This is a genomic window from Burkholderia puraquae, assembly GCF_002099195.1.
GTDB classification, from domain to species: Bacteria; Pseudomonadota; Gammaproteobacteria; order Burkholderiales; family Burkholderiaceae; genus Burkholderia; species Burkholderia puraquae.
The window spans coordinates 615,463-639,271 of record NZ_NBYX01000001.1 but is presented as its reverse complement, the minus strand read 5'-3'; the positions used below and the strand labels follow the sequence as shown (position 1 = coordinate 639,271).

Here is a 23,809-nt window from a genome sequence, read left to right as displayed (position 1 = left end):
CCACGACCGATCATTCTTCCAAACGAGACGTACATAGCCATGTTCGAACACATCGACGCGTACCCGGGCGACCCGATCCTGACGCTCAACGAGAACTTCCAGAAAGATCCGCGCGACCAGAAGGTCAACCTGAGCATCGGCATCTACTTCGACGCCGAAGGCCGGATTCCGGTGATGGGCGCCGTGCGCGAAGCCGAAACCGCGCTGCAGCGCGACAGCAGCGCGAAGCCGTACCTGCCGATGGTCGGCCTGGCCGCATATCGCGACGCCGTGCAGGCGCTCGTGTTCGGCGCCGATCACCCGGCCCGCGCGGCCGGCCGCATCGCGACGCTGCAGACGCTCGGCGGCTCCGGCGCACTGAAGGTGGGCGCCGATTTCCTGAAGCGCTACTTTCCGGATGCGCAGGTGTGGCTCAGCGATCCGAGCTGGGAAAACCACCGCTTCATCTTCGAGCGCGCCGGCTTCACGGTGAACACGTATCCGTACTACGACGAAGCGACGGGCGGCCTGAAGTTCGACGCGATGCTCGCGGCGATCGACGCGCTGCCGGCGCGCAGCATCGTGCTGCTGCACGCGTGCTGCCATAACCCGACCGGTGTCGACCTCGACGAAGGCCAGTGGGAGAAGCTGATCGACGTGATCGAGGCGCGCGGGCTGCTGCCGTTCGTCGACATGGCGTACCAGGGCTTCGGCGCGGGCCTCGACGCGGACGCCTTCGCAGTGCGCGAGCTGGCCCGCCGCGGCGTGCCGGCGCTGGTCGCGAACTCGTTCTCGAAGAACTTCTCGCTGTACGGCGAGCGCGTGGGCGGCCTGAGCGTCGTCTGCGAGGATGCCGCCGCGGCCGACCGCGTGCTCGGCCAGCTGGCCGGCGCCGTGCGCTCGAACTACAGCAACCCGCAAACCTACGGCGCGAAGCTCGTGGCGGCCGTGCTCGGCACGCCTGCGCTGCGCAAGCAATGGGAAGAGGAACTGGCGGCGATGTGCCGCCGCATCGCGCGGATGCGCCAGTCGATCCATGACGGCCTGCGCGACCACGTCAGCGGCGAGGCACTGACGCGCTACGTGAAGCAGCGCGGGATGTTCACGTACACGGGCCTGACCGAGTCGCAGGTCGATGCGCTGCGCGAAGTGCACGGCGTGTACATCCTGCGTTCGGGCCGGATGTGCGTCGCGGGCCTGAACGACTCGAACGTCGCGATCGTCGCGGATGCAATCGGCAAGGTGCTGAAGAGCGGCGTCTGATCGCGGCGCGCCCCGGCGCCAACCCGGCTGGCCGAACCGGCTGCTTCCCGCAAGGGGGCAGCCGGTTTTCAATTGTGCGGCACGCAATGTGCGCCACCCGGCTGACGTGGGGGCAGGCGCGGGGGTACGATCAAGGGATCGTACGCCACACGAAAGGGAGCGACATGGGCATCCGGATCATCCAGCTCGGCACGCCGCGCGCGGCTGGCGAGGGCCTGCGGATCGGAACGGTGCGGCGGCCGCCGCGCGGCGTGCCGAAGGCGGAATTCGCGTCGCGCAACTACTATGATGTATGGTTGCCGACGCTGTCGCCGAGCCCGGAACTCGTCGCGCAGGCGCAGGCCGCCGAAACCGATGCAGAATGGAACGCGTTCAAGCGCCATTTCCGCGCGGAGATGGCGCATGGCGATGCGCCGAAGGTGCTGGACCTGCTGGCCGCGCTGTCGGCGACCACCGCGTTCTCGATCGGCTGCTATTGCGACGACGAACGCCATTGCCACCGCAGCGTGCTGCGCGAGCTGCTTGCGGCGCGCGGCGCGGCGATCGAGCCCGACGCGGGCTGAAAGCGGGCTGAAGCGGCGCCGCGCAGCCACGCCGGCGCGCTGCCGCGCCGTCATCGTGCGGCGCAGCGAACCGGTTGACGTGGGTCAAGCGTGCGGGCGCGCGCGCCACTATGCTCTTGTCATGGAGCGATCACGACGATGACAGGCGGACAGATGCAGATTGCCTTCCCGCCGGAACCACCCGAATATTGCGCACGCGACCTGGTCGTGGCGTTTTCGGCACTGGTCGACGGGCGTTGCGTACAGTGCGCGGTCACGGCCGAGGCGCTGGAAGATCATTTCGGCGCGCCGTCGCTGCTCGAACGCGACCTGCTGGCTGCGTTCGACGCGCACCGGTCGGCGATCGAGGCGATGGCGCGACGCATGCTCGAGGAAATCGGCGGCCGGCCGGTGCTGCTGCACAGCGGCCACTTCCGGCTCGAAGACTGATACCGCAGGAGGGTGCATGTCACTGCAGGGCAACATTCACGAACGCGACTGGTCCGTCGAAGTCGAGACGCGCCCGTGCGAATCGGGCGAATTCCGCTGCCGCGTGTCGGTCGAGCATGGCACCGGTGCCGCGCGTTTTCATCACACGTTCGAACACAGCCATGCGTATCCGACCGAGCGCGAGGCGATGATCGAAGGGCTGCGGGCAGGCATGACATGGATCGAGATGAAGACGTCGCAGACCTTCAACGTATGAACGATCCCGCGCCGACGAAGGCGCGGGCAGACTATCGGCCCGGCAGCGATCGAAGAAATCGCGCCGCGCCACGGGTAACACGTGCCGCCGCGTTTTGGTGCGGGCGGCATTTGCAAGGCGGTCGACGAGCGGGCGGCCCCGTCAGGAGACACGACATGGGCGTGGGCATGCAGATCGCCTGCCATGGATTCGCGGGTTCCGCCGCGGTCGAAGCCGAAGCCGGCGCGCAGCTGGTGCGGCTCGAACGGTTTCGCGCGTTGATCGCCGGTTGCCACCTCGCCATCGAATCGCGTGCCGCCGCCGATGGCGCACGCCGGTACGACGTGCGGCTCGACCTCGTGATGCACGACACGGCGCTCTGGCCGCTGCCGCCGTGTGTCGGCGACGACATGGACGACACGCTGCGCCGCGCGTTCACACAGGCCGAACAGGCACTGATCGTGTGCCAGGCGGGCGGTGCAAGGGTGGGGCTGCGCGACGCGGCGGCCGGCGGCGCCGTGCAATGATGCATTGCGCGCGAAGCCGCGCGGGCCGCCGGGCGTCGTCCTGGTCCTGGTCTGGGTCTGTCAGACCCGTGCGAGCGCTTGCGAGTCGATGATGCGCACGCGCTTGCCGCGCGTTTCAACCACCGCTTCGCGATGGAGCCGCGAGAACATCCGGCTCACGGTTTCGAGCTTCATCCCGAGATAGCAGCCGATTTCCTCGCGCGTCATCCGCAGGTTGAATTCCGTCGCCGAATAGCCGCGCGCCTCGAAGCGCGACGACAGGTTCAGCAGGAAATGCGCGACGCGTTGCTCGGCCGACATTGTGCCGAGCAACAGCATCTGGCTCGATTCGCGGACGATCTCGCTGCTCAGCATCTGGTAGAGGAAGTGCTGCATCGGCTTGATCTCGCGGCATGCCGCTTCGAGCGCGCCGAACGGGATGATGCACACGACGCTGTCTTCGAGCGCGATCGCGTCGCAGCAGTGCTGGCCGCCGCCGATGCCGTCCATCCCGAGCGTTTCACCGGCAATCTGGAAGCCCGTCACGTGCTCGCGGCCGTCGCGATGCATCATCACCGTCTTGAACGAACCGGCGCGTACCGCATAGATGCTCTGGAACGGATCGTCGGTGCGGAACAGCGCGTCGCCCTGGCGCACCTGCCGGGTCGTGCAGATGATTGCGTCGAGGCGGCCGTATTCGGCCGCGGTCAGGTGCGGCGGCAGGCACATCGAGCGCATCGCGCAGACCGAGCAGCGCGCGGCGGGATGCTTGGTGGCGTCGGCGCGCGTGACCGCGCGAAGCGGAAGCGTCGGCCGGGGCGTGATGGATACGTCGGCGGCGCAGGCGGTGGCTGTGGACATGAGTCACTCCGGCTCGTCAGGGGCGGTGCGCGCGAGCGTGCACCAGGGATTCGATGACACGGCATGCAGCGTCGAATTCGACGGTCTTGTCGAAGAAGTAGTCGGCTCCGGCCGACGCGCATGCCTCTCTGAATGCCGGCGCCGAGTGATTCGTCAGCACGATCGTGACGATGCGCGGCGCGGCCTTCGACAGCATCCCGATCAGGTCGAGGCCGCTGCCGTCCGCCAGCCGCAGGTCGACGATCACCACGTCCGCCTGGCTGCTGCGGATGTGCGTCCATGCGTCCTGGCCGTCTTCCGCCTCGCCCACGACGGCGACGCCGCGGATCGCGCCGACGAGCAGCGCGATCCGCTGCCGGACGGCGACGGCGTGATCGACGAGAAACACCCGGAGCGCGGCGGGTAACTGGCTGGCATTCATGCCGGCAGTATCGTGTTGCGCCGCCGAAAATGAAATCGGCCGAATTGGAAGTTGATGTAGGCCGCTGCGACGCGTTGTAGGGCGATTCCTACAACGCGTACGGGAAACCGCCGGATCGGCCTCGGTGTGACGTGCCGCGTGCGCGGCAGGCGGGCCGGGCGGCTGGATCAGCCGGCCCGGCGTGCGTCCAGCGCATCGCGCGCGGTGCGGCACGCGGCCAGGTCCCACGCGGCACAGCCGACGCTCTTGAACAGCAGCGGCCCGCTGCGGTCGAATGCGCCGCCCAGCACGTCGGCGAGCGACGCGACGTGTTGCCAGTCGACCTGCGCGACGATCAGGTCGCCGGCTTCGTGGCGCGCGCCGGCCGGATCGTCGACGACCAGCCGGCTGGCGCGCACCGTGCTCGCATCGATCTCGGCCGCGTCCGCGGTGAATGCGCCGACGCCGACCACGAGCCGGCCTTCGCGCGCGGCTTCGCGATAGACGGGCGTGCGGCTCGTCGTGAGCGTCACGACGACATCGATCGCATCGGGAATCGCGTCGCCGTCGAGCGGCACGAGACGCGGCGCGTGCGTGTGGTGTGCGGCACAGAATGCAGCCGCGCTGCCGGTGCTCGTGCCGCGCACGTGGAGGCGTGCTTCGGGAAAGATCGCCGCGAGCGCTTCCGCGTGATTGGCCGCCTGCTTGCCGGTGCCGATCAGCAGGATGTCGCGTGGCGCGGCGCCATGCAGCGCCTGGATGCCGAGCGCTGTGATGGCCGCCGTACGGCGGCCGGTGACCGTCGGGCCGTCGAGCGCGAAGCGCATCTCGCCGGTGGTCGCGTCGTACGCGGTTACCTGTCCGAGGATCGTCGGCAGCCCGCGCGCGCCGTTGCCCGGGCACACGTTCACGAGCTTGTGGGTCGCGAGGTCGCGCGCGCTCGACGGCATCGACAGCATCACGCCGCCGGCCTGCAGCGGGACGACCAGGCGCTCGGGGCTGACGATCTCGCCCGCCGCATAGTCGGCGACGGCTTGCCTGAGCGTGGCAAGCAGCGCCGGGTAGTCGAGCAGCGCGGCCGTGTCGGCCGCATCGAAAACGGGAATCGGGGAAAGAGCGGTCATCGTGTACGTCTCGTGTACGTCGTATGCGTCGGTGAGCGTGGACGACGGGCGCATGCCGCGCCCGCCACGGGGCTGCCGGATACCGTGACACAGGGCAGTGTGGATCAAATTTATACCACTTTCTGGCCCACCCGCCACCCAGAAAATAAAGCGTGTTGCCGGTTTTGGTTCTAATATCTGTCCAGAAGAGGCGCCGGGGCCGCGATGCCGGCGCGCTCCGGTATAGTGCGAACCCATTCCAGATTCACGCCCGCGACCGGGCAGGAGCCATACGATGATGTCCGCGCGTCCCGACACACTCGAAGGCGGTTTCAGGCCGCTGCAGATCTACGAGCAGGTCGCCGAGAAGATCCGTGACGAGATCCGCGCGGGGCGCTATGCCGCGGAGTCGCGGCTGCCGTCCGAGCGCGAGCTTGCGGGGCTGTTCCAGGTCGGCCGGCCGGCCGTGCGTGAAGCGCTCGGCGCGCTGCAGAACGAGGGGCTCGTGTTCACGAAGCGCAATTCGGGCACCTATGTCGTCGCGTCGCCGCTCGACGTGCTCGCGCAGCGCGGCGACATGCACAAGGCGTCCGAAGCCGATTTCAGCCCGACGTCGACGCTCGACGTGCGGTTGATCCTGGAGCCGGCGATTGCGCGACTCGCGGCCGCGCACGGCCGAGCCGATCCCGGCGCCGAACGCTATCTGGCCCAGATGGAAACCATTTCCGACGTCGACGATCCGCATCAGCGCGCGCTGTGGAACGAAAGCGACCGGCTGTTCCACCGGCAGCTCGCGCTGATGACCGGCGACGCGCTGATCGTGAAGATCGCGGACGAAGTCGCGAAGACGATGGACCAGCCGCTGTGGAAGCGACTGAAGGACGACGGTATCTACGACGCGGGCCGGATCCGGCTCTACGTGTCCGAACACCGGCTGATCTACGAGGCGATCGTGTCGGGCGATGCCGACGCGGCGGCGTTCTATGTCGAGCAGCACATCCGTCGCGTGCGGCGCGACATCACGCCGAAATGACGGCGCCAGGCTCGTTCTGGTCTGAAAATTGACCAGAATCGAAGATTTTATTTTGAAATTGCTTGCATGGTGACCACACGTGTCCTACATTGGTTTCACACAAAACCAATCAGGAGACATCATGCGACACCTCGTTACCGCGCTCTCGGTGGCCATTGCCGCCGGCGCGCTGACTTCCGCGCACGCGCAGGAAGTCGTGATGATCGGCCATTCGGCGCCGCTCACCGGCCCGCAGGCCGCGAACGGCAAGGACAATGAAAACGGCGCGCGCCTTGCCGTCGACGAACTCAACAAGGCCGGCATCAAGGTCGCCGGCAAGACCGTCACGTTCAAACTGGTTTCCGACGACGACCAGGCCGACCCGAAAGCCGGCGTGCAGGTCGCGCAGAATCTCGTCGACAAGGGCGTGGTCGCGGTGCTCGGGCCGTACAACTCCGGCGTCGCGATCCCCGCCTCGCGCGTGTACGCGAATGCCGGCGTGCCGATGCTGCCGGTCGCGTCGAACCCGGCGCTGACGAAGCAGGGCTTCAAGAACATCTTCCGGATCGGCGCGAGCGACGAACAGCTCGGCGGCACGATGGCCACCTTCGCTGCGAAGACGCTGAACGCCAAGACCGCCGCCGTGATCGACGATCGCACCGCCTACGGGCAGGGCGTTGCCGAGCAGTTCATGAACGTCGCGAAGGCGAACGGGATCAAGATCGTCGACCAGGAATACACGAATTCGTCGGCCACCGATTTCCTCGGCATTCTCACCAAGATCAAGGCCAGCAACCCCGACGTGATCTTCCTCGGCGGCTACGCGGCACAGGGTGCGCCGATGGCCAAGCAGATGAAGCAGCGCGGTCTGCGCGCGAAGCTGCTCGGCGGCGACGGCATCTGCTCGGCCGACATGGGCAAGGTCGCGGGCGACGCGGCGTCGATCGTCTACTGCGCGCAGGGCGGCGTCGCGCTCGAGAAGACGGCGGCCGGCCGCGAATTCCTGAAGAAGTACCACGACACGTATCACACCGATACGCAGGTCTACGGCGTGAACTACTACGACGGGATGAAGCTGCTCGCCGACGCGATGGTCAAGGCCGGTACGACCACCGACAAGGCGAAGCTGATCGCGCAACTCGCGAAGTCGGACTACAAGGGCGTCGCGGGCACCTATTCGTTCGATGCGAACGGCGACCTGAAGGGCGCACCGACGTCCGTCTACGTGATTCGCAACGGCCTGCCGGAGCCGTACGCGAAGTAAGCGTAAGCGGCTCACCTGCCATCGGACGGCGGCGCGGCCGCCGTTCTTCGTTTCAACCCCTTCGCTCGACCATGAAAATTTCCCGATCCCTTTCCACCGTCGAAGTCCATACCGGCGGCGAAGCGTTCCGCATCGTCACGAGCGGGCTGCCGCGCGCGGCCGGCGACACGATCGTCCAGCGCCGCGCGTGGCTCAAGGAGCACGCCGACGAGATCCGCCGCGCGCTGATGTTCGAACCGCGCGGCCACGCCGACATGTACGGCGGCTACCTGACCGAGCCCGTTTCGCCGGATGCCGATTTCGGCGTGATCTTCGTGCACAACGAAGGCTACAGCGACCATTGCGGACACGGCGTGATTGCGCTGTCGACCGCGGCAGTGGAGCTCGGCTGGGTGCAGCGCACGGTGCCGGAAACGCGGGTCGGCATCGACGCGCCGTGCGGCTTCATCGAGGCGTTCGTCAAGTGGGACGGCGAGCATGCGGGGCCCGTGCGCTTCGTCAACGTGCCGTCGTTCATCTGGCAGCGCGACGTGTCGGTCGAGACACCGTCGTTCGGCACGGTGACGGGCGACATCGCCTATGGCGGCGCGTTCTATTTCTACGTCGACGGTGCGCCGTTCGACCTGCCGGTGCGCGAAGCGGCGGTGGAAAAGCTGATTCGCTTCGGCGCGGAAGTGAAGGCCGCCGCGAACGCGAAGTATCCGGTCGTGCATCCGGAGATTCCGGAAATCAATCACATCTACGGCACGATCATCGCGAACGCGCCGCGCCACCCGGGCTCGACGCAGGCAAACTGCTGCGTGTTCGCGGATCGCGAGGTCGACCGCTCGCCGACGGGCTCCGGCACCGGCGGCCGCGTCGCGCAGCTCTACCAGCGCGGGCTGCTCGCGGCCGGCGACACGCTCGTCAACGAATCGATCGTCGGCACGGTCTTCAAGGGGCGCGTGCTGCGCGAAACGACGGTCGGCGACATCCCGGCCGTGATTCCGGAAGTGGAGGGCAGCGCGCATATCTGCGGGTTCGCGAACTGGATCGTCGACGAACGCGATCCGCTCACTTACGGATTCCTCGTGCGCTGAGTTGCCGCGCCGATCGGCCGCCGTTGCGCGGCTTCCCGGTTGTCGTACCAGGTTTGGCGCGTCGTTCCCGTTGCGGGGCACGCGCCTTTTTTTCGTGCGCGTCGTCGCGAACCTGCGCGGCAGGCGCCGGCGCAACCCGGCCGTGGGCCGGCGGGCCGCGCGAGTTTGGTACGATGCACCCTTTTCAGCCGAGCTCCACCCGCGTGAATCGCCGAAACGTGTCGTCAGTGCGTGACTTCTGTGCCAGATGGGCCGCGCGCGCCCAACCCGTCGCGGCTGCTGCCGTCGCGCGGGTCAAGCCTCTCGCGGCCACCGCGTGGCATCATCTCCGTCATCCGACGCGCCGCGGCGTGCTGCTCGCGGGCGCCGCCGTGCCGGTGCTGTTCGTGGTGTACGTGGTCGTGCTCATCCCGTTCACGCCGGGCATCGGCGACATCCGCAAGGCGCGCGTCGACCAGCCCGCGCAGGTGCTGTCCGCAGACGGCAAGCTGCTGGCCGAATTCAAGCCGTCGAACCGCGAGTGGGTGCCGCTCAAGCAGATCTCGCCGCATATGGTCGATGCGCTGATCGCGACCGAGGATCACCGCTTCTACGAGCACCACGGCCTCGACTGGAAGCGCACGGCGTCGGCCGCGCTCCATACGTTCTCGGGCAGCCGCCAGGGCGGCTCGACGATCACGCAGCAGCTCGCGCGCAACCTGTATCCGGACGAGATCGGCCGCGCGCCGACGCTCACGCGCAAGGTGAAGGAGGCGATCACCGCGCTGAAGATCGAGGCCGTCTACAGCAAGGACCAGATCCTCGAGACCTACCTGAACACGGTGCCGTTCCTGTACAACGCGTACGGCGTCGAGATGGCCGCGCGCACCTATTTCGACAAGTCGGCCGACGAGCTCGACGTGCTCGACAGCGCGACGCTCGTCGGGATGCTCAAGGGCAACAGCTATTACAACCCGGTGCTGAATCCCGAGCGCGCGCTGCAGCGGCGCAATACGGTGCTGGGCCAGATGGTGAAGTACGGCAAGTTGTCGCAGGCGCAGTTCGCGCAGTGGCAGCGCCGGCCGTTGCGGATCGACTTCGAGCGCCAGAAGGAGCCGCCGGGGCCGGCGCCGCATTTCGCGCAGCAGCTGCGCAAATGGCTGATCGCGTGGGCCGACCGCAACGACTACAACATCTACTCGGACGGGCTGATCGTGCGTACGACGATCGACTCGCGGCTGCAGCAGATGGCGACCCAGGCGCTCACGCTGCAGGGCAACCAGTTGCAGGGCATTGCGAACAACGCATGGAGCGGCCGCGACGGCTGCGGCACCGACAGCGAGGTGTTCCGCACCTTCATGCGCGAGTCGCCCGAGTACAAGGCCGCGCAGGACGCCGGCAAGGACGACGCGGCCGCGATGAAGCTGCTCGCGGCCGACCGCGGCTTCATGCGCGCGCTGTGCAAGACGAAGACCGACGTGCAGGCCGGCTTTCTCGCGATCGATCCGCGCAACGGGCAGATCCGTGCCTGGGTCGGCAGCCGCGACTTCACCAACGAACCGTTCGACCATGTCGCGCAGGCGCGGCGCCAGCCGGGCTCGACGTTCAAGCCGTTCGTCTATGGCGCCGCGTTCGCGAACGGGATGAAGCCGGACGACACGTTCATCGACCAGCCGGTCGAGATCCCGTTGAAGGGCGGCGAGATCTGGCGGCCGAACGACGACGTGCCGCCGACCGGCAAGCCGATGACGCTGCGCGACGCGGTCGCGCTGTCGCGCAACCGGATCACCGCGCAGGTGATGGAGAAGGTCGGGCCGGCTGCGGTCGCCAGGCTCGCGCGCGACATGGGCGTGCGCGAAAGCCCGCTCGAACGCGTGCCGTCGCTCGCGCTCGGCACGAGCCCGGTCACGCTGAAGGAGATGGTCGCGTCGTACGCGGCGATCGCGAACGGCGGGCTGTATGTCGAGCCGCAGATGGTGACGCGCATCGAGAACCGCCAGGGCGACGTGCTCGCCGAATACGCGCCGGCGCCGCCCGAGCGCGCGCTCGATGCGGAAACCGACAAGACGCTGCTCAGCGTGATGCGCGATGTCGTGACGCGCGGCACGGGCGGCAGCATCCGCACGCGCTTCGGGATCCGCGGCGACGTGGCCGGCAAGACGGGCACGACGCAGGACAACGCGGACGGCTGGTTCATCCTGATGCAGCCCGGCCTCGTCGCCGGTGCGTGGGTCGGTTTCGACGACGGCCGCGTGACGCTGCGCAGCGATTACTGGGGGCAGGGCGCGCACAGTGCGCTGCCGATCGTCGGCGACTTCTACCAGCGTGCGCAGCGCGCGCGGCTCGTCGACACGAAGGCGAAATTCGATACCGAGCCGTCGCCGGGCTGGTTCGCGTCGTTGCGGGAGCGCGTGACGGACCTGTTCGACACGTGGTTCCCGCCCGAGCCGAAGCAGGTGCCCGCGCCGGTCAGGACGCAGCGGGAGGAGCGGGCTTCGGAAGCTGACGCTGACGCGGCCTCGGCTGCTTCGGCCGCATCGGCGCCCGAAGCGGCATCGGGCGGGATCGTCGAGGAATGGGTGCCGGCGTCCGAGGTGGCCGCATCGGCCGCTGCGCTGTCGGCGGGCGCATCGCAACCGCAGCCCGCGCAGCCGCCAGCGGGGGCGAGCACGGCGAGCGGAGGCAGCGCGGGCTTCGGCACCGCCCCGTCGGCCGCACCGGCCCAGCCGCCGGTGCCGGCCGCGCCCGACGCGACCGGCGCTTCGCAGTAACGAAGCCGTTCAGATTTCGCGCGATGCTGCCGTAATCCTGTTGTCATGACAGCACGCGCGGTCGCTCCGCCACTCCCCGATGAGGCTATCTACCGACTACGTCCCGCTCACGCGCGACGATCTCGCCGCCGGTGTCCCGCTCGGCTTCGATCTCTACGATGCCGACGGCGCCGCGCTGCTGCCGGCCGGCACGACGCTGCGCGATGCCGCGCAGCATGCATTCCTGTTTGATCATTTCCGGCCGGTACGCCGGCGCGACGACGCCGAGGCCGACCCGGCGCCACACGTGCCTGACGCGGTGCCGCACGCGCCGCGGATGGGGTTGTCGGCGGGCGCCTCGATCGGCATCCGCCGCCGGGTCGGCACGACCCGCGGGCTTCAACGCTACCGGCTGATCGGCGTCGCCGCGTCGGGTGCGCTGTTCGTCGAGCCGCAGCCGGCGGCCGCGTTCGACTTCGCGCGTGGCGACGATATCGAGGCCATCGCGATCGGCCGTGCCGCGGTGTCGCGTTTCGGTGCGACGGTCGAGTCGGTGCAGTCGTCGGGCGCGGCACGGTTCCTGGTGCTGTCGCCGCCCGGCTTCGTCGACCGGCTGCGCACGCGCGCGGAGCCGCGCGTGCCGGTGCGGATCGCCGCCTGCTGCGCGGGTGGGGCGGAGGGCGCGGAAGGAATCGGGATGGTGCACGACATCAGCGTGAGCGGGCTGTCGATTGCCGTCGACCGGCCGATCGCCGCAACCGGTGAACCCTTGCGCGTGCTGCTTCCGTACACGACGGGCGACCGGGTCGAGCTGCTGGCGCTCGACGGCACGGTGCGGGCCGTCCATGCCGATCCCACGGCGCCCGCGCTGACGCTTCATCACGCAGCGTTCGGCGAGACCGGCGAGGACGACCTGATCCGCCTCAAGGCGCTGCTGTTCGACCGGCTGATGGCGTCGTCGGATAGCGGCCGGCGGCGCTGATGCGCGGCTGGGGCGCGCCGGATGCCGCGGCGGGCTATTCGGTGCGTGAACGCCGATAATCATCTGATGATTGAGTCGATTCCACTGAGATTGTATGTTTTCCGTCAACAGTGAATTTGCGATTTAAGTATTTACCCTGATAGCGTGGCCTCCTAGACTTCTACTCATGCGCAACGACCCCGAGTCCGAAGCGCCTGACAAAACAATCCTGGAGGTAACGCATCATGAAATCGCTGATCAAGGCAGTTGCACTGGCCGCACTCGTGGCCGCACCGGTTGTCTCGTTCGCACAGAGCCAGCAGCCGCTGACGCGCGCGCAAGTGCGCGCCGAGCTGGTCCAGCTCGAAAAGGCCGGCTACAACCCGAACGACTGGATCAACTACCCGGAAAACATCCAGGCCGCGCAGGCAAAGATCGCCGCCGCGCAGAACACCGGCGCGCAAGCTGATGCAACGGGCTACGGTGCGAGCCCTGCCGCGACGTCGCAGTCGGGTCAGCGTGTGGTCGTGCCGGCCGCAACCGACCGTTCGTCGGTGTTCTTCGGCCACTAAGCCAGGCTGCGCCCGCAAGGGCGCCCGGTTTGCCGTTTCATCCGAAACCCGTGCACGGTATCCGTGTGCGGGTTTTGCGTTTTGGCGGCCTGAATGGCTGGGGCGAGCGAGCTGCACCTGATGCGCATCACCGCATGCTGCCGGCCCGGCGGGCCCGCGTCGCGAGCACGGCCGCCACCCCGCCAAGGATCGCGGCCGATGCGAGCGCGAGCCGCCATGTCGGCTGTTCCGACAGGAACAGTACGGCGCCGCCCGCAGCGATGGGGGGCACGGAGAGCTGGACCGCCGCGGCGCGCATTGCCGTGAGGTGCCGCAGCGCCGCATACCAGACCACATAGCCGAGGCCCGACGTCAGCGCACCGGACAGCGCAGCGAGCACGACCCCGGCCGGCGTGACGTGAAAGCGGGCGGCGAGCGCGACGCTCAGCGCGAGGGCCAGCGGCGCGGCACGCAGGAAATTGCCGGCGGTCGCCGCGACCGGATCGACGGGCCGGCGGCCCCGTATCGAATAGATTCCCCACGCGATGCCGGCGGCCGTCATCAGCGCGGCGCCGCGCGGCGTCGGCGCGGCGAGCCCGGGTGACACGAGATACACCAGTCCGCCGAGCGCCGCGCCGAACCCGGCCCAGCCGGTCGCGGCAAACCGTTCGCCCGCGTGCCACCCCGCCGCAAACATCGTCAGTTGCACCGCGCCGAACAGGATCAGCGCGCCGGTGGCCGCGCTGACGGTCAGGTACGCAAACGAGAAGCACGTGACGTACACGAACAGCATCGCCGCCGCGGGCCAGTCTGCTGGCGGGACGGGCCGTTGCGCACCCGCACGCGCGACGATCGCGAGCATCAGCGCGCCGGATACGAGGCGCAGGCTGCCGAAGCTGGCCGCATCGATCCGTCCGGCCTGCAGCGCGAGCCGGCACAGCAGGGAATTCGACGCGAAGGCGAGCATCGCGATCGACGTCAGCGCAACGACGCGCACGCCCGGCCGGACATGCAGCGCGAATGTGGAGGCAGGTGGGCGCATCGCGGGCCTCACGCGTGGCTGGCGACGATCAGCACGGCCGCGCCGAACAGCGCGGCGCCGAGCGGCGCGGTGAGCGCCTGCCCCCACGACGCATTCTTCTCGAGGGCCATCAACGCGGCGAGCGACAGCATCCAGCCGAGACTGCCGGCGCCGACGACGAACATCAGCATCATCAGCGCCCAGCAGCAGCCGACACAGAAGAGCCCGTGGCTCACGCCCAGCGCAAACGCGTGACGCATCGGCGTGCGGCCACGCCAGCGGCTGATCACGAAACTGAAGGGCGTGCGGCAACGGTCGAGACAGTGCGTCTTCAGCCCGCTGAACTGGAACGCGCCGGCGAGCGCGAATACGGCGGCACCGATCAGCCAGCCGCGCCACGCGAGCGCCGGCACGCGCGCGACGCCGGTCAGCAGCAACGCGTGCAGGCCGTGCGCGACGAGGCCGAAGCCGCTCCACGTAGCGACGTAGCCGATGCCGACGAGCGCGAGCAGGCGCGTCTGGTCGGGGCGGCTCGCGACGACGCGGGCGAACGCATCGAACAGCGACAGCGTCGTCGGCAGCATCATGGCGAGGATCATCAGCGTCCAGCCGGCCGCGTCGAACGCAGCCGGCAGCCACAGCGTGCCGCCCGGCAGCGCGCGGCAAAGCGCGCTGAACGGTGTGGGCAGCGCGATGTCGCCGTGGTCGAGGTACCGTCCGTACGGACTGCGCGTCCACGCCCACAGGGTGAGCCACGCGAACGCGACGAGACTCGCGAGCACGAGCGGAAACAGGCGCCGATGCAGCGACGCAGCCATGACCGTTGGCGTGCGATCGCGCTTCACGCGTCGAACAGGAACGTGCTCTGCAGCGCGTTGTGATTCTTCAGATCGACGTCGATGCCGATCGCCGCATTCTTCGACCGGTAGACGGGCGCCTTGCCGACGAATACCGGCGCGCCGGGCACCGTCGAGAACACGGTGTCGGTCAGTGTCGTCTGCGCGCCGCTCGGGCCGAGGTACGGCTCAAGTTCCGCATGGTAGTCGGTGCCGATCGACAGCGTGCCGCGTGCCCCTTCGACATTGAAGGTGATGGGGGCGCGTTCGATCGACACCACCGTGCCGATCAGTTTCGCGAGTTCGGCGATCGGGCCGCCGGCCTGCCCCGTGTAGACCTTGAGCAGCGCCTGCTCCTGCGCTTCGGACGCCGTGTCGCTGACGTAGATCGCAGCGGTCCAGTTGCCTTGCAGGATGTTGCCCGGCACGCGGCACACCGCGGCGATCGTGTTGCCGCCCACGTCGACGCCGTCGACGGTGCCCTTGTCGACATGCCAGGCGACGATCGTGTCGCAAACGTCGAAATCCGGATCTTCGCCGATCCAGCATGGGCAGAGGACGCGACAGTTGCAGACCTCGAGCAGACGGCCTTCAAGGTGATAGCTCATGATTCCCTCCAGGGAGCGACGGCGATTGCACGTTGGGCTGGGGGGAGGAAGCCGACTGACGAATCGTCACCCCGCTCGGCGATGCGAACGCGAAATGCGCAGGGGAATGCGCGGAAGCGGAGACGGGATGGATGCGATAGCGCGGGCCTGAAGCGGCGTATCGATTTTCAAGTGTAGGTGGGGAGGGCCGATATGCAAGCCGTCGCATGCTGCGACACCGGCTGACAAGCCCGCGCGCGTGCGCTAGGATCGCGATCGGTGTCGCCGCGCGACGGCGGCCGATGCGCGACAGCGCGGCAAGCCCGGCACCGGGTTCCACGACTTCAACCAACAACAAGGAGCATCCATGCGTGTCTTGACCGGTCTGCTATGCGCGCTCACGCTGGCGGCGAACGTCGCCCATGCGCAGGCGAATTGTGCCGACGCGACGGATCAGGCAGCGATGACGGCATGTGCCGACCGCGCGTACAAGAAATCCGACGGGGAACTGAACCGGACCTACCAGGCCGTCACCGCACGCCTGCGCGATGCGCGGCCGCTGGCCGACGAACTCGTGAATGCGCAGCGGGCGTGGATCGCGTACCGCGACGCCGAATGCCGCTTCTCCAGCGCGAACGCCGAGGGCGGCAGCGCGTATCCGATGGTCGTGTCGACCTGCCTCGACGATCTGACGAAAGCGCGCACCGACACGCTGAAGGGCTATCTGTCCTGCGAGGAAGGCGATCTCGCGTGCCCGGTGCCCGCGAAGTAAGCGTGGTGCGCCGCCCGGCCTGACGCATGCCGCGCGGCCGGGCGGCGCAAGCCGTCCGCTGCCGGACGTGGTCCGTTACACGTCGTCCGTTACACGTCGTCCGTTTCGTCGAGCAGCTTGTGCCGCATCGCGTAACGCACCAGCGCCGCTTCGTGCGGCATCTGCATCTTTTCCAGGATCCGCGTCTTGTACGTGCTGACCGTCTTCGCGCTCACGCACAGCGCGTTGGCGATCTCGGTCAGCGTCTGGCCGGCGGCGATCCGCCGGAACACGTCGAATTCGCGGTCGGACAGCCGCTGGTGCGGCAGCGTCTCGGCCGGCTCGTTCAGGCTCTGCGCGAACTGCTCGGCCATCGTGAGGCTCACGTAGACGCCGCCCGACGCCACCTTCGTGACCGCGCCGACCAGCTCGGCGCTCGCGCTTTCCTTCGTCAGATACCCCGACGCGCCGGCGCGGAACGCGCGCACCGCGTATTGCTGCTCCGCGTGCATGGTCAGCACGAGGACGCGCAGCGCGGGCTTCTCGTCCTTGATCTGCTTGATCAGCTCGACGCCGTTGCGGCCCGGCATCGACAGGTCGAGCACGAGCACCTGCGCGGGCGTGGCGCGCACCAGCGCGATCGTCGACGGGCCGTCGCAGGCTTCGCCGGCCACCTCGAATCCGGTGGCGTTCTGGAGGATGTGTCGCAGACCGTCGCGTACGAGCGTATGGTCGTCGGCGATGAGCACCTTGATCATGTGATGAGCGTTTCCTGTTGGACGGTATTGAGCGGGAAGGCGACGGTGATCGAGAAGCCGCGCGCGAGCGCGGTGTCGATCGTCACGGTGCCGCCCAGCATGTGGGCGCGTTCGCGAATGCCGATCAGGCCGAACGATTTGTCTTCGTGGGCCGGGCCGCCGGGCGTCGAGCCGCGGCCGTTGTCCGCGACGCGCAACACGCAGAAGCCTTCCTCGACGTCGAGCCGCAGCGCGACGCGCGTCGCATCCGCGTGGCGCGCGACGTTCGTCAGCGCTTCCTGGACGATCCGGAACAACGTGGTCGCGCCCGCGCTGGTGAACGTGAGGCCGCCGGTTTCGATGTGCCGCTCGACATCGATCCCGTAGCGGTTCGTGAAATCGTTCGCGAGCCATTCGATCGCGGGCACGAGGCCGAGATCGTCGAGCATCACGGGCCGCAGGTCGGCCGCGATGCGCCGCACCGACGCGACGGTCGCGTCGATCAGCCGCCGCATGCCCTGCAGATGCGACTGCAGATCCTCGTCGGGTTGCACGCGGCCGGGCACGCGCAGCTGCTGCTCGATCACCGACAGATCCATCTTCAGCGCGGTGAGCTGCTGGCCGAGGTCGTCGTGCAGTTCGCGTGCAATGCGGGTCTTTTCCGCTTCGCGCACGTTCTGCAGGTTCGCCGACAGTTCGCGCAATTCCTCGCGCGACAGCTTCAGCGCGTTCTCGGCACGCAGCCGCTCGGTGATGTCGCGCAGCATCACCGTATAGAGCTTGCCCGACGCGTCGCGGATCTGCGAGATCGAGGCCTCGATCGGGAACTCCTCGCCGTTGGCGCGCAGCCCGAACAGCACCCGCTGGCGGCCCATCTGCCGCTCGGACACGCCCGTCACGCCGAACTGATCCACGTGCTTCGTGTGCGCGGCGCGGAACCGCTCGGGGATGAAGCGCGACAGCGGCGCGCCGATCGCCTCCATCGCGGACACGCCGAACACCTGCTCGGCCATCGGATTGAAGATCACGACCGTCTGCTTTTCGTCGATCGTGATGATCGCTTCCATCGACGAACGGATGATGCCCATCATCCGCGCCTCGTTGAGGATGCCGCGGCTGCTCGCGCCGGAATCGGCGGCGCCGGCGCGGCCGCGCAGCAGCGCATGAACGAGCACCGCGAACGCAATCGACGCGACCAGCCCCGCGGCGAGCACGGTGCCGGCCGCGCGTTGCGCGCCGGTCGCGCTCGGGCGGCCGTCCGCGGAATAGGCGAGCGTCAGCACGGTGCCGCCGAAATTCAGCTCGTCGGTGCGCCGCATCAGATCGGGCGATGCCGAGGCCTCGTCGGTCGTCGTTTCGACGCTGACGATCGCGCGCCGATCGCCGCCGGCGGTGATCCACACGTCGATTCCGCGTTCCGCGTCGAGTGCGCGCTCGATCAGGCGCCGCGGGCTCAACGCCGCGAACAGCACCCCGTCGGCGCCGGGGTCGCGCGTGCCGGACGGCGTGGCGGCTGCGTGCGGTGACGCAGCGACCGGCACGAACAGCGTGAAGGTGCGGGCGTCGCGGGATGTGTCGTCGTCGGCCGGGTGGACGCCGAGCGCGATGTCGCCGGTCTGCAGCGCGCGAGAGAGCGGCGCGGCGTCGGACGCGCCGAAGCGCACAACGGGCGAATTCGATGCCGGTGCGCTGAGCGCCGCGGTCGCGAGCGTGCCGGCCGGTATCGGCTTCGCGCCGGCGAGGGCGGTGCGTGTCGCGGGCGGCAGCGGCGCATAGCCGATCTGGCGGACCGGCGAGCGGCCGCTGTCGAGATCGAGCGTATCCGCATAGCGGCGCCATTGCTCGGGCGTCATGCCCGGGACGAGGCTGAACGCGCCGCGCGCGCCTTCGAGCACGGCAACGCCCGATTGCAGCTCGTGGCGGAGCATCGCGGTCACGTGCGTTGTGCGGCGTTCGAAACGCGTATGGACGGCGGTTTGCCACTGCTCGCGCACGAGCAGCGCGACGCCGAGCGACAGCGCCGCGCCGGCGCACAGCGTAACGACGCCGGCCGCGAGCGGCTGGCGTAACATGATCTGGAGGCGCGTGGGCCCTCGGGCGCCACGCGTCGGGGTTCCACTGGCGGTCATTCGATGGCCATTCTGTTGTCGGGGGGGCCGCTCCGTGGCACCCGGAGCAGCGCAGCAAAGCCAGGCAAAACTCGCACCGGCTGCACGCAACGTCTATTTTCAAGATGAAATTGTGCGCGATTTACACGGTTTTTGTAATGGGGTCACTAGAAATTGCGGCAACCGGCGTGAAGCAGCGGGCGCGCCGGCCGCGATTGACGCGCATCAACGGGCGCGTCGGCACGTGGGGCAGACTGTTCGGCAGGCCAGCCGACACCGGGTCGGGTGGCGATAACGGGCCGCCGTCGCGTAACGCGCGACGCGTGCCCGGTCGGAGGGACGGACCATGTACAAGCGGATTTTCGTCGGGCTCGACGGCAGCCCGAGCGCGCGTCTCGCGCTGAACGAGGCGATCCGGATCGCGGCGGCGTCCGGCGGCGAAGTCACCTGCGCGTATGTCGTCGAGCACCGGCCGCAGCTCGTCGACGTCGATGCGGGCTTCCCGGCCGAGCGCGATGGCGATGCGGCCGCGACCGATGCCGTGACGCCGGTGCTCGACGATGCGAAAGCGGTGCTCGCCCAGGAGCATGTGCGGGGCACCGTGCGCGCGCTCGACGCATACGGCGAGGATGTCGCCACGGTACTGATGCGCACGGCGGCCGAAGCCGACGCCGACCTGATCGTGATGGGCACGAGCGGGCGGCATGGCCTGCGCCGGCTGCTGGTCGGCAGCGTCGCCGAATCGCTGCTGCGTGCGGCCGACCGGCCCGTGCTGCTGGTGCGGCACAGCGAGCCCGGCACGCCGGTGTCGGCTTGATGCAAGCGGCACGGCGCTGACGCCCGGGCGGCCGCGCGCGGCCACAGTCGTGCGCATTCGCCGGGTGACGGCCGATGAAACGGAAGCGCGCGACGCGCCGGCTGGCGCACGGCGTGTGAGCGCGGCTGTCGCTTCGGTCACATCGGCCGGGCGAGGGCGGCCCGCCCGATGCACCCCATCGGCGCAATCGCGCGCCGACGGTTGCGTCCCGACATGCAGTTCTGGCAGCATCGGCCGGTGTCCGCTTGTTCGCCGCGCGCATGGCCGCGGCGATCGACGCAGCAGCATCCGGCGGCCTGCGGCCGCGTTCGCGATGAGCGAAGCGTGGCCGTGCGCCGGGTGTCCGGTTCCTGACCTTACCGACGTCATCCGCCATGCCGATTTCCGCTACCGACCTGATTCGCCAGTTCAACCTGCAGCCGCATCCCGAAGGCGGCTATTTCCGTGAAACCTACCGTGCGGCCGATTCGGTCGTGCGTCCCGCCGACGGCGCGCCGCGCGCCGCGTCGACGGCGATCTACTACCTGTTGTGCGACGGTGCGTATTCGTCGTGGCACCGGATCCGTTCCGACGAGGTCTGGCATTTCTACGCGGGCGACCCGATCGAGGTGTGGGTGCTCGACGAGCGCGACGGGCTGACGATCCACCGGCTCGGCAACCCGCTCACACATCCGGGCACCGTGTTCCAGGCGGTCGTGCGGGCCGGCTGCTGGTTCGGCGCGCGCTGCGCGGCGCCGGAGCACGTCGCGCTCGTCGGCTGCACGGTGGCGCCGGGGTTCGAGTTCGCGGAATTCGAACTGGCCGACGCCGCTGCGCTGGCCGTCGCGTTTCCCGATTACGCGGAACACGTCGCGACGCTCGCGCAGCGCACGGACACGTGACTGTCACGGCGGTGCAACCATTGGCGCGAAGCCCGCGCCGCTGGCGCGTGTTCCGCGCGATCGCGGCCAAACCCGTTTAGAATGCCGTGATGCATCGGGTCGGCTGCGGACATGCCGCGGCGGTCGTTGCCCAGCCGGTCCGACGGCCCCCGTCGCACGGCCGCATGTCTTCCAGGAGCGCCGCCGTGTGGCACTTTCCCATCGCAATTCCATCGTCGCTCGGCCCGTGGGCCGTGTTCGCGAGCGTGTTGATCACGCAGCTCGGCGTGCCGGTGCCTGCCGTGCCGATGCTGATTCTCGGCGGCACGATGGCGGCAATGGGGCAGGCCTCGTGGGTCAGCATGTTCGCGGCGGCGATCGGCGCGACGATGCTGGCCGATTCCCTGTGGTTCTTCATGGGCCGCACGCGCGGCCGACGCTTGCTGAACGGCCTCGTGCGCTTCTCGCTGTCGCTCGACACGACGCTGCGCTTCGCACGTAACGTATTCGAACGATACGGCGCGCCGCTGCTCGTGCTGTCCAAATTCCTGCCGGGCCTCGGCCTCGTGTCGGCGCCGCTGCTCGGCACGACCGCGATCGGCGTCGGCGTATTCCTGTTCTGGGACCTGGCCGGCGCGTCGCTGTGGGCCGCGTTCTGGCTGGTCGGCGGCGCGGCCATTCACGACCAGATCGTCCAGTTCGTGCTGTGGGTGCGTGCGAGCGGCGGCACGATCCTCGATGCGTTCCTCGCGATCTTCATCACGTTCCTGCTGTACCGCTGGGTGCGCCGCGTGCAGTTCCGCCGCTATCTCGCCCAGGTTCGCATCTCGCCGCCGCAGCTCGTCGAGATGATGACGTCGGACGAGCCGCCGCTGATCTTCGACGCGCGGCCGAAGGCGATTCGCGAGCGCGAACCGTACCGGATCGCCGGCGCGGTGCCGGTCGATCTCGATTCGCCGGACCTGCTCGACCCGGAAATGCTGAAGCGGCCGATCGTCGTCTATTGCGTGTGCCCGAACGAGGCCACGGCCAAGCGCCTGATCGCGAAGATGCAGCGCAAGAAGATGATCCACAACATCCGGGCGCTGAAGGGCGGCCTCGATGCGTGGGAAAAGCACGGCTATCCGGTCGAGCCGATGCCGGCCGATCTCGATGCGTCGCGTTATTTCGTGCGTCCGGAGCACGGCGCGGTCGAAGGCGAATATACGGTGCGCGCGACGCTGTCGAAATAAATCCGCGCGCGGCGTACGCGCACATTCGAATTTTCCGGCGGATTCAACCGCCGCGATTTTTATCAAAATCGGCTGGTGTAAAACCGCTGATCCTCCATATAATCCCGCCTGCATATTGCGTGTGCTTGGTTGCGCACATTCGACGCGCGTTCGTTCGCGCCGAAAGCGATTGATCCCGTCGCCGTCCGTCACGCGCACAGCCGCGTCACACGGGCCGCACGGGCGTATTCCGTGAAAGGCCCGATCCGTTTTCCGGATTGTTCCGGAAAATACGGATAATCCGCGGCGATTCCAATCGGATTGACGCAGCATCCGTATCGTTTCTTATTTGGAAAACGACGGCGGAGATTATTTCGTTTTCGGCATGCCGGGATCGGCATGAACGGTCGCGCATTGACATCGACAATGACGGCGGCCCGTTCGCGGCTGCCAGGAGACGGACTTGAAACAACCAGAAGACCAGCTGCACCGCGGGCTGGAAGAGCGGCACATCAACCTGATGGCGCTTGGCGCGACGATCGGCGTCGGCCTGTTCCTCGGCTCGGCCACCGCGATCCGCGTCGCCGGCCCGGCGATCCTGCTGACCTACCTGCTGGGCGGCATCGCGATTTTCCTGATCATGCGCGCACTCGGCGAGATGGCGATCGCCAATCCGGTCGCCGGCGCGTTCAGCCGCTATGCGCGCGACTATCTCGGCCCGCTCGCCGGCTACCTGACCGGCTGGACCTACTGGTTCGTGTGGATCGTCACCTGCATGGCGGAAATCACGGCGGTCGGCGTCTACATGCACATGTGGTTCCCCGGCATACCGAACTGGATCTGGGCGCTCGCGGCGCTCATGGCGATGGGCTCGGTGAACTTCATCGCGGTCAAGCTGTACGGTGAATTCGAGTTCTGGTTCGCGCTGATCAAGATCGTCACGATCGTGCTGATGATCATCGGCGGCGGCCTGATGATCGCGTTCGGCATCGGCAACGGCGGGGTCGCGATCGGTCTCTCGAACCTGTGGGCACACGGCGGCTTCATGCCGAACGGCATCAACGGCGTGATTGCCGCGTTGCCGATCGTGATGTTCGCGTATCTGGGCGTCGAGATGCTCGGCCTCACCGCCGGCGAGGCGCGCAACCCGGAGAAGTCGCTGACGAAGGCCGTGAACTCGGTGTTCTGGCGCGTGCTGATTTTCTACATCGGCGCGCTGTTCGTGATCATGTCGCTGTATCCGTGGGACCAGATCGGCACGCAGGGCAGCCCGTTCGTGATGACGTTCTCGCGGCTCGGCATCCCGGCCGCCGCCGGCATCATCAACTTCGTCGTGCTGACCGCGGCGCTGTCGTCGTGCAACAGCGGCCTGTTCAGCACCGCGCGGATGCTCTACAACCTCGCGCAGCAGGGCCAGGCACCGAGCCAGCTCGGCAAGCTCAACCGCAACGGCGTGCCGGTATACGGCGTGATCCTGTCGGTCGCGCTGCTGCTGATCGGCGTGCTGCTCAACTATCTCGCGCCGCAGCACGTGTTTACGTGGCTCACGTCGGTGTCGACGTTCGGTGCGATCTGGACGTGGTGCGTGATCCTGATTGCACAGATGCGCTTTCGCCGCACGCTGTCGGCCGACAAGATCGCGCGCCTGCCGATCCGCGTGCCGTTCTATCCGCTCGGTTCGTTCGTCGCGCTCGGTTTTCTCGTGCTGGTCGTCGTGCTGATGGCATTCACGCCCGACACGCGCGTCGCACTCGTGATCGGGCCGGTGTGGATCGTGCTGCTCGGCATCGCGTACGCGCTGTTCTACGCGAACCGTCCGGCGGCATCGGTGCCGACGAAGTCGTAAGCGGCACGGGCAGGGGCCTGCGCGACCCTTGATCGCGATCATGCGCATGCGGGCCGGACGATCTATGCTGAACGAATCGATTGTCCGCGCTTCGCGTGGC

At 68.2% G+C, this 23,809-nt stretch carries 24 protein-coding genes; 16 read left to right on the top strand and 8 right to left on the bottom strand.

Annotation, left to right across the window (positions count from 1 at the left end; translation table 11 throughout):
- Positions 1 to 39 precede the first annotated feature (39 nt).
- From B7G54_RS02860 to B7G54_RS02840, 5 genes are all read left to right on the top strand, one after another.
- A complete protein-coding gene (locus B7G54_RS02860; protein WP_085037658.1) occupies positions 40 to 1,242 on the top strand; it encodes an amino acid aminotransferase in 1,203 nt (400 codons plus the stop codon).
- Positions 1,243 to 1,406: 164 nt separating this feature from the next.
- On the top strand, positions 1,407 to 1,805 hold the full coding sequence (locus B7G54_RS02855) for a DUF488 domain-containing protein (protein WP_085037657.1): 399 nt from the start codon (positions 1,407 to 1,409) through the stop codon (positions 1,803 to 1,805).
- 138 nt (positions 1,806 to 1,943) lie between these two features.
- Positions 1,944 to 2,234, top strand: coding sequence for a DUF1488 family protein (locus B7G54_RS02850; protein WP_085037656.1), 291 nt, complete (start codon positions 1,944 to 1,946; stop codon positions 2,232 to 2,234).
- 16 nt (positions 2,235 to 2,250) lie between these two features.
- Positions 2,251 to 2,490 carry a UDP-glucose 4-epimerase gene (locus tag B7G54_RS02845; RefSeq protein WP_069251529.1) on the top strand — a complete coding sequence of 80 codons (240 nt, stop codon included), beginning with the start codon at positions 2,251 to 2,253 and terminating at the stop codon, positions 2,488 to 2,490.
- A 155-nt stretch (positions 2,491 to 2,645) separates the two neighbouring features.
- Positions 2,646 to 2,996 (top strand): metal ABC transporter ATPase, encoded by a 351-nt coding sequence (locus B7G54_RS02840; protein WP_085037655.1) that lies wholly within the window; start codon positions 2,646 to 2,648, stop codon positions 2,994 to 2,996.
- A gap of 60 nt (positions 2,997 to 3,056) precedes the next feature.
- On the opposite strand, the gene B7G54_RS02835 is transcribed toward B7G54_RS02840, so the two are convergent.
- The 3 genes from B7G54_RS02835 to lhpI form a co-directional block, all read right to left on the bottom strand.
- On the bottom strand, positions 3,057 to 3,836 hold the full coding sequence (locus B7G54_RS02835) for a helix-turn-helix domain-containing protein (RefSeq protein WP_085037654.1): 780 nt from the start codon (positions 3,834 to 3,836) through the stop codon (positions 3,057 to 3,059).
- A 16-nt stretch (positions 3,837 to 3,852) separates the two neighbouring features.
- Positions 3,853 to 4,257: a response regulator transcription factor gene (locus B7G54_RS02830; protein WP_085037653.1), complete on the bottom strand. Its 405-nt coding sequence runs from the start codon at positions 4,255 to 4,257 to the stop codon at positions 3,853 to 3,855.
- Between the two features lie 167 nt (positions 4,258 to 4,424).
- Positions 4,425 to 5,360 carry a bifunctional Delta(1)-pyrroline-2-carboxylate/Delta(1)-piperideine-2-carboxylate reductase gene (gene lhpI / locus B7G54_RS02825; RefSeq protein WP_085037950.1) on the bottom strand — a complete coding sequence of 312 codons (936 nt, stop codon included), beginning with the start codon at positions 5,358 to 5,360 and terminating at the stop codon, positions 4,425 to 4,427.
- A 274-nt stretch (positions 5,361 to 5,634) separates the two neighbouring features.
- On the opposite strand from lhpI, the gene B7G54_RS02820 reads away from it, so the two are divergent.
- The 6 genes from B7G54_RS02820 to B7G54_RS02795 all read left to right on the top strand — a co-directional run bounded on the left by B7G54_RS02820 (position 5,635) and on the right by B7G54_RS02795 (position 12,956).
- Positions 5,635 to 6,372, top strand: coding sequence for a FadR/GntR family transcriptional regulator (locus B7G54_RS02820; RefSeq protein WP_085037652.1), 738 nt, complete (start codon positions 5,635 to 5,637; stop codon positions 6,370 to 6,372).
- A gap of 121 nt (positions 6,373 to 6,493) precedes the next feature.
- Positions 6,494 to 7,615 carry a branched-chain amino acid ABC transporter substrate-binding protein gene (locus B7G54_RS02815; protein ID WP_085037651.1) on the top strand — a complete coding sequence of 374 codons (1,122 nt, stop codon included), beginning with the start codon at positions 6,494 to 6,496 and terminating at the stop codon, positions 7,613 to 7,615.
- 71 nt (positions 7,616 to 7,686) lie between these two features.
- A complete protein-coding gene (gene lhpH / locus B7G54_RS02810; RefSeq protein WP_085037650.1) occupies positions 7,687 to 8,694 on the top strand; it encodes a trans-3-hydroxy-L-proline dehydratase in 1,008 nt (335 codons plus the stop codon).
- 173 nt (positions 8,695 to 8,867) lie between these two features.
- A complete protein-coding gene (locus tag B7G54_RS02805; protein WP_085037649.1) occupies positions 8,868 to 11,444 on the top strand; it encodes a penicillin-binding protein 1A in 2,577 nt (858 codons plus the stop codon).
- A gap of 79 nt (positions 11,445 to 11,523) precedes the next feature.
- Positions 11,524 to 12,405, top strand: coding sequence for a PilZ domain-containing protein (locus B7G54_RS02800; protein ID WP_085037648.1), 882 nt, complete (start codon positions 11,524 to 11,526; stop codon positions 12,403 to 12,405).
- Positions 12,406 to 12,629: 224 nt separating this feature from the next.
- Positions 12,630 to 12,956 (top strand): DUF4148 domain-containing protein, encoded by a 327-nt coding sequence (locus B7G54_RS02795; protein ID WP_085037647.1) that lies wholly within the window; start codon positions 12,630 to 12,632, stop codon positions 12,954 to 12,956.
- Between the two features lie 127 nt (positions 12,957 to 13,083).
- Here B7G54_RS02795 and B7G54_RS02790 read toward each other — a convergent pair whose 3' ends face one another.
- Genes B7G54_RS02790 through B7G54_RS02780 form a run of 3 tightly spaced genes read right to left on the bottom strand, consistent with a single transcriptional unit; the run spans position 13,084 to position 15,400 of the window.
- A complete protein-coding gene (locus B7G54_RS02790; RefSeq protein WP_085037646.1) occupies positions 13,084 to 13,977 on the bottom strand; it encodes a DMT family transporter in 894 nt (297 codons plus the stop codon).
- A gap of 8 nt (positions 13,978 to 13,985) precedes the next feature.
- Positions 13,986 to 14,774, bottom strand: a complete 789-nt coding sequence (locus B7G54_RS02785) for a DUF2182 domain-containing protein (protein WP_085037645.1) — start codon at positions 14,772 to 14,774, stop codon at positions 13,986 to 13,988.
- 23 nt (positions 14,775 to 14,797) lie between these two features.
- A complete protein-coding gene (locus B7G54_RS02780; RefSeq protein ID WP_085037644.1) occupies positions 14,798 to 15,400 on the bottom strand; it encodes a DUF1326 domain-containing protein in 603 nt (200 codons plus the stop codon).
- Between the two features lie 346 nt (positions 15,401 to 15,746).
- Here B7G54_RS02780 and B7G54_RS02775 point away from each other — a divergent pair, with 346 nt between their 5' ends.
- Positions 15,747 to 16,151, top strand: coding sequence for a lysozyme inhibitor LprI family protein (locus B7G54_RS02775; RefSeq protein ID WP_085037643.1), 405 nt, complete (start codon positions 15,747 to 15,749; stop codon positions 16,149 to 16,151).
- 89 nt (positions 16,152 to 16,240) lie between these two features.
- Here the strand turns inward: B7G54_RS02775 and B7G54_RS02770 are convergent, their stop codons facing one another.
- Positions 16,241 to 16,888, bottom strand: coding sequence for a response regulator (locus tag B7G54_RS02770; RefSeq protein WP_085037642.1), 648 nt, complete (start codon positions 16,886 to 16,888; stop codon positions 16,241 to 16,243).
- Positions 16,885 to 18,996, bottom strand: coding sequence for a PAS domain S-box protein (locus B7G54_RS02765; RefSeq protein WP_085037641.1), 2,112 nt, complete (start codon positions 18,994 to 18,996; stop codon positions 16,885 to 16,887). The genes B7G54_RS02770 and B7G54_RS02765 overlap by 4 nt, the downstream gene beginning before the upstream one ends.
- Positions 18,997 to 19,321: 325 nt before the next feature.
- Here B7G54_RS02765 and B7G54_RS02760 point away from each other — a divergent pair, with 325 nt between their 5' ends.
- The 4 genes from B7G54_RS02760 to B7G54_RS02740 all read left to right on the top strand — a co-directional run bounded on the left by B7G54_RS02760 (position 19,322) and on the right by B7G54_RS02740 (position 23,709).
- Positions 19,322 to 19,792 (top strand): universal stress protein, encoded by a 471-nt coding sequence (locus B7G54_RS02760; protein ID WP_085037640.1) that lies wholly within the window; start codon positions 19,322 to 19,324, stop codon positions 19,790 to 19,792.
- Positions 19,793 to 20,166: 374 nt separating this feature from the next.
- Positions 20,167 to 20,673 carry a cupin domain-containing protein gene (locus tag B7G54_RS02755; RefSeq protein WP_085037639.1) on the top strand — a complete coding sequence of 169 codons (507 nt, stop codon included), beginning with the start codon at positions 20,167 to 20,169 and terminating at the stop codon, positions 20,671 to 20,673.
- A 185-nt stretch (positions 20,674 to 20,858) separates the two neighbouring features.
- A complete protein-coding gene (locus B7G54_RS02750) occupies positions 20,859 to 21,884 on the top strand; it encodes a DedA family protein/thiosulfate sulfurtransferase GlpE (protein WP_085037638.1) in 1,026 nt (341 codons plus the stop codon).
- Between the two features lie 442 nt (positions 21,885 to 22,326).
- Positions 22,327 to 23,709: an amino acid permease gene (locus B7G54_RS02740; RefSeq protein WP_085037637.1), complete on the top strand. Its 1,383-nt coding sequence runs from the start codon at positions 22,327 to 22,329 to the stop codon at positions 23,707 to 23,709.
- The last annotated feature ends 100 nt before the right edge of the window (positions 23,710 to 23,809 follow it).

Coding starts and splice junctions, on each gene's coding strand:
- B7G54_RS02860 (WP_085037658.1), top strand. CDS start 40: ATGTTCGAACACATCGACGCGTACCCGGGCGACCCGATCCTGACGCTC.
- B7G54_RS02855 (WP_085037657.1), top strand. CDS start 1,407: ATGGGCATCCGGATCATCCAGCTCGGCACGCCGCGCGCGGCTGGCGAG.
- B7G54_RS02850 (WP_085037656.1), top strand. CDS start 1,944: ATGACAGGCGGACAGATGCAGATTGCCTTCCCGCCGGAACCACCCGAA.
- B7G54_RS02845 (WP_069251529.1), top strand. CDS start 2,251: ATGTCACTGCAGGGCAACATTCACGAACGCGACTGGTCCGTCGAAGTC.
- B7G54_RS02840 (WP_085037655.1), top strand. CDS start 2,646: ATGGGCGTGGGCATGCAGATCGCCTGCCATGGATTCGCGGGTTCCGCC.
- B7G54_RS02835 (WP_085037654.1), bottom strand. CDS start 3,836: ATGTCCACAGCCACCGCCTGCGCCGCCGACGTATCCATCACGCCCCGG.
- B7G54_RS02830 (WP_085037653.1), bottom strand. CDS start 4,257: ATGAATGCCAGCCAGTTACCCGCCGCGCTCCGGGTGTTTCTCGTCGAT.
- lhpI (WP_085037950.1), bottom strand. CDS start 5,360: ATGACCGCTCTTTCCCCGATTCCCGTTTTCGATGCGGCCGACACGGCC.
- B7G54_RS02820 (WP_085037652.1), top strand. CDS start 5,635: ATGATGTCCGCGCGTCCCGACACACTCGAAGGCGGTTTCAGGCCGCTG.
- B7G54_RS02815 (WP_085037651.1), top strand. CDS start 6,494: ATGCGACACCTCGTTACCGCGCTCTCGGTGGCCATTGCCGCCGGCGCG.
- lhpH (WP_085037650.1), top strand. CDS start 7,687: ATGAAAATTTCCCGATCCCTTTCCACCGTCGAAGTCCATACCGGCGGC.
- B7G54_RS02805 (WP_085037649.1), top strand. CDS start 8,868: ATGCACCCTTTTCAGCCGAGCTCCACCCGCGTGAATCGCCGAAACGTG.
- B7G54_RS02800 (WP_085037648.1), top strand. CDS start 11,524: ATGAGGCTATCTACCGACTACGTCCCGCTCACGCGCGACGATCTCGCC.
- B7G54_RS02795 (WP_085037647.1), top strand. CDS start 12,630: ATGAAATCGCTGATCAAGGCAGTTGCACTGGCCGCACTCGTGGCCGCA.
- B7G54_RS02790 (WP_085037646.1), bottom strand. CDS start 13,977: ATGCGCCCACCTGCCTCCACATTCGCGCTGCATGTCCGGCCGGGCGTG.
- B7G54_RS02785 (WP_085037645.1), bottom strand. CDS start 14,774: ATGGCTGCGTCGCTGCATCGGCGCCTGTTTCCGCTCGTGCTCGCGAGT.
- B7G54_RS02780 (WP_085037644.1), bottom strand. CDS start 15,400: ATGAGCTATCACCTTGAAGGCCGTCTGCTCGAGGTCTGCAACTGTCGC.
- B7G54_RS02775 (WP_085037643.1), top strand. CDS start 15,747: ATGCGTGTCTTGACCGGTCTGCTATGCGCGCTCACGCTGGCGGCGAAC.
- B7G54_RS02770 (WP_085037642.1), bottom strand. CDS start 16,888: ATGATCAAGGTGCTCATCGCCGACGACCATACGCTCGTACGCGACGGT.
- B7G54_RS02765 (WP_085037641.1), bottom strand. CDS start 18,996: ATGACCGCCAGTGGAACCCCGACGCGTGGCGCCCGAGGGCCCACGCGC.
- B7G54_RS02760 (WP_085037640.1), top strand. CDS start 19,322: ATGTACAAGCGGATTTTCGTCGGGCTCGACGGCAGCCCGAGCGCGCGT.
- B7G54_RS02755 (WP_085037639.1), top strand. CDS start 20,167: ATGCCGATTTCCGCTACCGACCTGATTCGCCAGTTCAACCTGCAGCCG.